The organism is Ruthenibacterium lactatiformans (assembly GCF_000949455.1).
GTDB lineage: Bacteria > Bacillota > Clostridia > Oscillospirales > Ruminococcaceae > Ruthenibacterium > Ruthenibacterium lactatiformans.
In genome coordinates this window covers 1-7,365 of the sequence record NZ_JXXK01000064.1, presented here as the reverse complement: position 1 = coordinate 7,365, position 7,365 = coordinate 1, and the positions used below count along the sequence as shown (strand labels likewise).

At 62.2% G+C, this 7,365-nt stretch carries 7 protein-coding genes and 1 tRNA gene; 2 read left to right on the top strand and 6 right to left on the bottom strand.

Going from position 1 to position 7,365, the window contains the following annotated elements; all coding sequences use genetic code 11:
- Positions 1 to 384 precede the first annotated feature (384 nt).
- The 3 genes from TQ39_RS19285 to TQ39_RS19270 form a co-directional block, all read right to left on the bottom strand.
- Complete coding sequence (locus TQ39_RS19285; protein ID WP_050006740.1) at positions 385 to 2,769, bottom strand: ATP-dependent Clp protease ATP-binding subunit; 2,385 nt, start codon at positions 2,767 to 2,769, stop codon at positions 385 to 387.
- Positions 2,770 to 3,008: 239 nt separating this feature from the next.
- Positions 3,009 to 3,260, bottom strand: a complete 252-nt coding sequence (locus TQ39_RS19275; RefSeq protein ID WP_009322584.1) for a TIGR03905 family TSCPD domain-containing protein — start codon at positions 3,258 to 3,260, stop codon at positions 3,009 to 3,011.
- Positions 3,261 to 3,516: 256 nt separating this feature from the next.
- The gene (locus tag TQ39_RS19270; protein WP_050006739.1) at positions 3,517 to 3,756 is read right to left on the bottom strand and encodes a hypothetical protein; all 240 of its coding nucleotides are present in this window, start codon (positions 3,754 to 3,756) and stop codon (positions 3,517 to 3,519) included.
- A 350-nt stretch (positions 3,757 to 4,106) separates the two neighbouring features.
- Here TQ39_RS19270 and TQ39_RS19265 point away from each other — a divergent pair, with 350 nt between their 5' ends.
- Positions 4,107 to 4,547 (top strand): helix-turn-helix domain-containing protein, encoded by a 441-nt coding sequence (locus TQ39_RS19265; protein ID WP_009322582.1) that lies wholly within the window; start codon positions 4,107 to 4,109, stop codon positions 4,545 to 4,547.
- 83 nt (positions 4,548 to 4,630) lie between these two features.
- A tRNA-Gly gene (locus TQ39_RS19260) sits at positions 4,631 to 4,706 on the top strand.
- Positions 4,707 to 4,997: 291 nt separating this feature from the next.
- Here the strand turns inward: TQ39_RS19260 and TQ39_RS19255 are convergent.
- The 3 genes from TQ39_RS19255 to TQ39_RS19245 form a co-directional block, all read right to left on the bottom strand.
- Positions 4,998 to 5,207, bottom strand: a complete 210-nt coding sequence (locus TQ39_RS19255) for a YwbE family protein (RefSeq protein ID WP_009322581.1) — start codon at positions 5,205 to 5,207, stop codon at positions 4,998 to 5,000.
- Between the two features lie 56 nt (positions 5,208 to 5,263).
- On the bottom strand, positions 5,264 to 6,106 hold the full coding sequence (locus TQ39_RS19250) for a hypothetical protein (protein ID WP_009322580.1): 843 nt from the start codon (positions 6,104 to 6,106) through the stop codon (positions 5,264 to 5,266).
- 111 nt (positions 6,107 to 6,217) lie between these two features.
- Positions 6,218 to 6,931, bottom strand: coding sequence for an NAD-dependent protein deacylase (locus tag TQ39_RS19245; RefSeq protein ID WP_050006738.1), 714 nt, complete (start codon positions 6,929 to 6,931; stop codon positions 6,218 to 6,220).
- Positions 6,932 to 7,365: the final 434 nt, after the last annotated feature.

Sequence of the window (7,365 nt, the reverse complement as noted above, 5' to 3'; positions counted from 1 at the left end):
CTGGCAATCCACAAAGGATTGCCAGGCTTTTTTCGCGCACTGTACATCCAAAACCGCCGGGCCAAAACTGCGCAGCACCCTTGAAACGGGAATTTTCGATGCAGAGCAAGGAAAATTGCCGCAGGCACCCTTTGTGGTTGTCAAGGCGATTTGACGAAGCTATGCGCGGAAATTCCCGCTTCAAGGACGATGTTTTCTTACGCCAACACGCCTAAAGGCGGGCCATGATTTTGGCCTGCAAGTGTGCCGGACGAGGCCATGCGCAAAAATTTTTGTTTCCGGGCGATGGCTTCCTGCGTCAACACGCTTAAGCCGGGCGTAAAATACAACCAAAAGCGGAAGGCCTTTGGCCTTCCGCTTTTCCATTCCCGCATTTGCCGCATTTCACAAATTGCACGCCTGTACCGTGTCCGGGGCCGGGGCCGCCGCGTTTTGTTCGGGCGCGTCCGCTTCCCCGCCGCCCCGCGCGCCGCCCTGCGCTGCGTTTGCAGCAGTGCCGCACCGCCGCGCCAGCGACAGAACGTCCTGCGGCGCGTCCAGCAGAAAATCCGCCGCCGCGCCGTTCTCCACGCCGCCCAGAAGCTGCTGGGCGAGGCACTGCTCCACCCGCCGCGTGATGGCCCTGCGCAGGCTGCGCGCGCCGGAGGACGGCTCGTATGCCTCACGCACCAGCAGCCGCGCGGCGGCGGGCGTGTGCGCCAGGCGGATGCCCTGCTGCGCGGCGCGCGCTTCCAGCTCCCGCAGCAGCGTTTCCCCAATGGCCACAAGGTCCTCCTGCGCCAACGGGCCGAATACCAGCACCTCGTCCAGGCGGCCCAGCAGCTCGGGGCTGAAATGCTCGCGCACCTCCCGCATCACCTCGGCCCGCGCGCCCTCGCCCGGCGCGCCCGTGCCGAAGCCCAGCGCCGCGCGCTGGCCCGCCAGGTGCTTTGCGCCCAAATTGGACGTCAGGATCACCAGCGTGTGGGTGAAGTCCACACGCCGCCCCTCGCTGTCGGTCAGCGCGCCGTCCTCCATGATCTGCAGCAGGATGTTCGCCACGTCCGGGTGTGCCTTTTCAATTTCGTCCAGCAGCACCACGCTGTACGGGCGGCGGCGCACGGCCTCCGTCAGCTGCCCGCCCTCGCCGTAGCCCACATAGCCCGGCGGCGCGCCCAGCAGGCGTGCCACCGTGTGCTTTTCCATATATTCGCTCATATCAAAGCGCAAAAGCGCCTTTTCACTGCCAAAGCAGCAATCCGCCAGCGCCCGGGCCAGCGCTGTTTTTCCCACGCCCGTGGGCCCCAGGAACAAAAACGCTCCCATGGGGCGCGCCGTGCTGGCAAGCCCAAGCCGGGCGCGCTGCAGCGCGCCCGCAACGGCGCGCACCGCGTCCGGCTGGCCTACCACGCGGCTGGACAGCGTCTGCTCCATCGCCGCCAGCGTGGCCGTCTGGGCCGCCGTCAGCTTTTCGGCCGGCACCCCGCTCTGGCGCGACACCACCGCCGCGATGTGCGCCGCCGTCACGGCGGGCTTTTCCGGCCCTCCCGGCCGCTCCGCAGCCTCAATGCGCACCGCGCTGCACGCCTCGTCCAGCAGGTCCAGCGCCTTGTCCGGCAAGAAACGTTCGGGCAGATACCGCGCCGAAAGCGTCACTGCCGCCCGCACGGCCTCCGGTGCGATCTCCACCCCGTGATGCGCCGCGTAGCGCGGCGCAAGCCCCTGCAGGATCTCCACGGCGGTCTCCTGGCCCGGCTCCTCCACCTCCACCGCGCCGAAGCGCCGGGCCAGCGCCGCGTCCTTTTCAATGTGGCGGCGGTATTCCACCCGCGTTGTCGCGCCGATGAGCTGGATGTCCCCGCGCGCCAGCAGGGGCTTGAGGATGCCGCAGGCGTCGATGCCGCCCTCCGCCGCGCCCGCGCCCACGATGGCGTGCACCTCGTCGATGAATAAAATCACGTCCCCGGCACGCTGCACATCCAGCAATACGTTCTTGAACCGCTCCTCAAAATCGCCCCGGTACTTGGTGCCCGCCACAAGGCTGGTGATGTCCAGCGAAAGGATGCGCTTGCCCCGGAGCTGGGGCGGCACCTGTCCCGCGGCGATGCGCCGGGCCAGCCCTTCCACCACAGCCGTCTTGCCTACGCCCGGCTCGCCCACCAGACAGGGGTTGTTTTTGCGCCGCCGCACCAGGATCTGCTCCATGCGCAGCAATTCGCTGTCGCGGCCCAGCACCGGGTCCAGCTTGTCCTGCTCGGCCAGGCTCGTCAGGTCCTTGCCGTATTTTTCGGCGGCGCGCGCCGCGCCCCGGGGGCTCGTTACAGGCCGGGGCGTCTGCTGGAACAGCGGGAACTTGCCCATGCGCCGGCCGCATTCCTTTGCCGCGGCGGCGGGCTCCACGCCAAGCTGCACCAGAATGCGCCCCGCCGTTGCCGGAGCCTCCAGCAGCGCGGCCAGCAGATGCACCGGCTCCACCTTCCCGTCGGACACGGCCTTGGCCTCGATCACCGCGCAGTCCACGCATTTGGAAAGCGCGGGCGTGAAATCCCTTGGGGAAAGGCGCGTGCGCCTGCCGCAGCCCACCTGCTCGCGCAGCAGCCGCCCCACCTGATAGCCGTAGACCTGCCTTTCCAACAAAAAAGCAGCCGCTTCGCCCGTGTCGTCCCGCACCAGCGCCAGCAGCAGGTGTTCGGTGCCAACGTAAGTATGGCCCATGTCCTGCGCCGCCGCAATGGCGCCGCGCACCACGGCGTTGCCCGCCTTTGAAAATCCGCTGAAAGTGTAATTCATCCGTCCGAACGCTCCTTTACAGGGGAAGTATGGCCGCAAACGGACCGAAAAAAACACGGGCTGCCGGACCCGTGTTTTTTTTGCGCGTCCGGGCACTCCTGTGCCCCGGCGCTTTTGAGCGTAAGGCCGTGGCCCGTCCCGGGCCGCACGGCCGTTTTTCCGGCTTTGCCGTGCAAAGCCGAAAAAAACACGGGCCGCGCGGCCCGTGTTTTTGATGTTCCTGGTATCTTATGGATGGTTCATTTTGCCAGCGCTTCTTCCAGCGCCAACGCGATCTGGTCCGGGCAGGAGGTGTGCTTGCTGCCGCAGGTAAGGCCCTTGAGGCGCCGGATGGCGTCCTCCGCCCTGAGCCCCGTGAGCAGGGCGCTGATGCCTTTCAGGTTGCCGTTGCAGCCGCCCACGACTGTAACGGATTCGATGACGCCGTCGTCTGTGAGCGTCACTTCAGTGGAAAGAGAGCAAACGCCTTTGTTCTTGCGCGTGTACGTCATTGTTTCGCCTCCAGGAAAATTTCACGTTCCCAGAGCCGCACGGCAAGCGCGCCTTCGCCCTGCACGCCCGGCTCACACTGTCATTTATTGTAGCACAGTGTCGGCGGCGTTACAACGAATGGACGCACAAAGGGAATGCCGCTGTCAAATTTTCGTAAAATGTTCCTGAAGTTTTGCTTTTTCGCCCGCCTTTTTTGGCAAGCTGACTTGTGCAAAACCCCCAAAACGGGGGCCGGGGCGGGCTGCTGCCTGCCGTTCATTCCCACCAGCGGCGGGTGACCGGGGCGGCTTCGCCCATACCATAAAAGTTGTCCAGCACGTTGTACACATGCTCGGGGGGTACGTCCTGGCCGTTCAGCGCGTCCGCCACGCGCTGGACAAAGGCCGCGTCCACCGAAACGTCATGCACGCATGCCTCGCCCCAGGCAAGCGCATAGGTGGCATATTCCCCATTCACATCATCGAACGAACACTCGCACACCACCGTATACCTCATACCCGAAATGAACCCCTTTTCCCTTTATTTTCGCGGTAAATCTACGCTTTTATTTTATCGCAGTTCAGACGTGAAAAATACCATTTTTTGTAAAATCGACAAAATCAAAAACAAAACGACAAAATAAAGCAGCCGCACCTTTCCTGTGTTCGCTGCACGCACACAAGCAGGCAAAAATGAAAATGCCGCAGGATGTGCAGCGTCTGTAATCATATCATTACAATAGGGAAATTCATATTGGCAAAAAACACGTATTTTTTTCTTAATACTGTTATCATTGACAAATATTACCTTTTAAGGTAATATTTACTTACCATAAAAGGCAAATATTGCGGGACAAGGAGAAATTTATGAACATTCGAAAGCTCAATGAGATCCGCGAGGTGCGCAATCTTTCCTGCGTCAGCATCGCCGAGCAGTCCGGCGTCCCGTACCGCACGGTGTCGAAATTGTTTTCTGGAGAAAATCAGAACCCCACCTGGGAGACGATCACAGCCATTACCCGCGTGCTGAACTGTTCGCTGGACGAATTGCTGAACACTCATCCAAGCGAGATCTTCAGCTCGGAGGAGATCAAACGCATCCGCAAGTTCCGTTCGCTCAGCGCCCACGGCAAGCGCATGGTGGATATCGTTCTGGACGAAGAATACCACCGTTTTCTGGAGCAGATGTACCGCGAGGAAAAAATCAATGCGTTTAATCTGGTGGATGACATCCGCCAGCTCAGCTATGAGCAGATCGCCAAGGCGTCCCGCTATGTGCGCGCACTGAAAAACGGTTTTTCAGAATAACCGGCAAAACGGCGTGCCGCTCTATTTTTTGCCCGCAATGCATTGACAAAATGCCGCGAAGCGATTAAAATAATAAATGCTCCGCGGATTTAGCTCATCTGGTAGAGCGTCTGCTTCCCAAGCAGAAGGTGGCGAGTTCGAGCCTCGTAATCCGCTCCATTCAAAAACCCCAGCCAAAAGGCTGGGGTTTCAGCTTGGCGCAAAAGCTGCGCTTTTGCGCCAAGCTGCCTACGAACAGGGCCTTTGGCCCCGTTCGCCGCGCACGGCGCGGGGTCATTTTAAATGAAAAAGGGGTTCACCACCCCTTTTTGGCGGCATTCGCCGCGTGGCTTGCACTTTGCTGCGCAAAGATGCATGGCTTTGCCACCGCCAGCTTTTTCCCTGGACTTTTCTTTTACTTCTTTGCTTTTTTCGACAGTCTGAAACCCCAGCCAAAAGGCTGGGGTTTTTTCATTGCGGAGCCGGCGCGTCCAGCACAGCCTGTACGCGGCCTACCTGCCCGTCCTCCAGCATCACCTTGATGCCGTGGGGGTGGGTGGGGCTGTTTGTCAGGATGCGCCGCACCACACCGCGGGTGCGCCTGCCGGTGGGCTGGTCTTTTTTAAGTACGATCTCCACCTGTTGTCCGGGGCGGATGTCCGCACGCCGTTTGCCGTCCATGGGGCGTTCCTCCTTGCCGTTTATCGAATGCGCCGTTTTGCCGCCGGCCGCTTCGCCTAGGGCAAAAGCGACCGCTGGGCCTTGCGCAGCGTGTCCTCGTATGCGCCCGCAAAGCTGCCGTGCAAAAATTTCGGGAAGCCTTCCTCGGCCAGCCGCTGCCAGCACGCTTCCTCGCGGCCCGGCAGGATGGGAAAAAACAACGCGCCCGCCTGCGCGGCCAGTGCCGCGTCGCCAAGCGTATCGCCCACCACCAGCATGTGCGAAGGCAGGTATCCGGCACCGAAAACGGGAATGAGCGCCTCCGCCTTGCCGTCCTGCGGCGCGGCGAACACCGCGTCCGTATAGCCGGACAAGCCGCCCCGCGTCCATTCGCCTCTTACCGCCGCAGGCGTGCCTGTGCCCATGGCCACCACGTCCGCCACGGCGCGTACCGCGGCAAGGCAGCCTTCCACCGCGGCAAAGGGCGCGCACTCCTTGGGCATGGCCGTCAGGCGGCGGTTCACCTCCCGGCTCCAGGCCAGCGCCCGCGCCAGGGCGGGGCCCGCGCCGCGCTTCACGCGGGCCGCAAGCGCGCCGTGCGTCAGCTCGCTGCCGCTCTCCACCCAATGCAGAATGCCGTCCAGCCCCGGCACGGCGGCCCCCTGCTGTGCGATGCGCACACATGCCTGTGACAGCAGACGGAACCGGTTCCCGCCGCGCAGGCGGCTTTCCAGTGCAACAGACATCCAGGCACGCCGCGCCTCCTGCGCGTGCTCCTCCAGCTCAAACACCTCTACCAGCGCCGGGCAATAGGCTTGCTCCTGCCGGCTGCGCAGCGTGTCCAGCGCGCTGCCGCAGATGTCGGTGCACAGTAAAAATTCCCTTTTGCGTGCGTATGCCGTATTCTCTGTTTCCCGCATCTCCACTCGCTCCGTTCTGTGGAAAATCTACATTCTTATCATACATGCATATTACACAAAAAAGCAAGTGATTTAAAACATTTTTTGTATGTTTATTTGTTTTTTTACAATTCAGTCCTCAAAGCCGCCCAGTACGCGGCCGATAGAGGCCTGGATCACCAGGTCTGCCCGGGCGTCTGCCGGGGTCGGCGTCTTGTTGACGACCGCCAGCGCGGCGCCTGTAAAATAGCGCAGCAGGCCCGCCGCGGGGTAAACGTTCAGCGACGTACCGCCTACCAGCAGCAGGTCCGCACGGCGGATGGCGCGCACAGCCGCGTTGAGCGTCGTTTCATCCAGCGCTTCTCCGTACAGCACCACGTCCGGCTTGATGACGCCGCCGCAGCCGCACCGCGGCACGCCTTCGGAGCGCAGCACGTCGTCCAGCGTATAAAACGCGCCGCAGCGCGTGCAGTGGTTGCGGTGCACGCTGCCGTGCAGCTCCAGCACGTTTTTGCTGCCCGCCGCCTGGTGCAGGCCGTCAATGTTCTGCGTGACGACGGCTTTCAGCTTACCGGCCTGCTCCAGCCGCGCAAGGGCAAGGTGCGCCGCGTTCGGCTCCGCCTGCGGGTACAGCATTTTGTCGCGGTAAAAGCGGAAGAACTCCTCCGGCCGGCGTTCGAAAAAATCGTGGGACAGAATTTCCTCCGGCGGCCAGCGGTATTCCTGGTGATACAGCCCGTCCGTGCTGCGGAAATCCGGGATGCCGCTCTCGCACGACACGCCCGCTCCACCGAAAAATACAATCGCTTCGCTGGCCTCCACCAGCTTGCGCAAACGTCCGTCCATACCCTCTCTCCTTTTTTAACAATTTTTAACAATGGGAAGCTCGCTGCGCCAGCCGCCGCGGCTGAATCTCTGTGCGTCGGCGCGCCGGCCGCGTTTTTTTAACAACGGGAAGCGCGCTGCGCCAGCTGCCGCGGCTGAATCTCTGCGCGTCGGCGCGCCGGCCGCGTTTTTTTAACAACGGGAAGCGCGCTGAGCCGGTCGCCGCGGCTGAATCTCTGCGCGTCGGCGCGCCGGCCGCGTTTTTTAACAATGGGAAGCCTGCTTTACGGGCCTCCGCAGCTAAATTCTTTTAACAGCGGAAAACGCATTGCGCCAGCTGCCGCGGCTGAATCTCTGTGCGTCGGCGCGCCGGCCGCGTTTTTTAACAACGGGAAGCGCGCTGAGCCGGTCGCCGCGGCTGAATCTCTGTGTGTCGGCGCGCCGGCCGCGTTTTT

Bases quoted from the DNA above. Each gene is read 5' to 3' on its own strand.
- TQ39_RS19270 (WP_050006739.1), bottom strand. From the start codon at position 3,756: ATGAGGTATACGGTGGTGTGCGAGTGTTCGTTCGATGATGTGAATGGG.
- TQ39_RS19255 (WP_009322581.1), bottom strand. From the start codon at position 5,207: ATGGACGGCAAACGGCGTGCGGACATCCGCCCCGGACAACAGGTGGAG.
- TQ39_RS19265 (WP_009322582.1), top strand. From the start codon at position 4,107: ATGAACATTCGAAAGCTCAATGAGATCCGCGAGGTGCGCAATCTTTCC.
- TQ39_RS19275 (WP_009322584.1), bottom strand. From the start codon at position 3,260: ATGACGTACACGCGCAAGAACAAAGGCGTTTGCTCTCTTTCCACTGAA.
- TQ39_RS19250 (WP_009322580.1), bottom strand. From the start codon at position 6,106: ATGCGGGAAACAGAGAATACGGCATACGCACGCAAAAGGGAATTTTTA.
- TQ39_RS19245 (WP_050006738.1), bottom strand. From the start codon at position 6,931: ATGGACGGACGTTTGCGCAAGCTGGTGGAGGCCAGCGAAGCGATTGTA.
- TQ39_RS19285 (WP_050006740.1), bottom strand. From the start codon at position 2,769: ATGAATTACACTTTCAGCGGATTTTCAAAGGCGGGCAACGCCGTGGTG.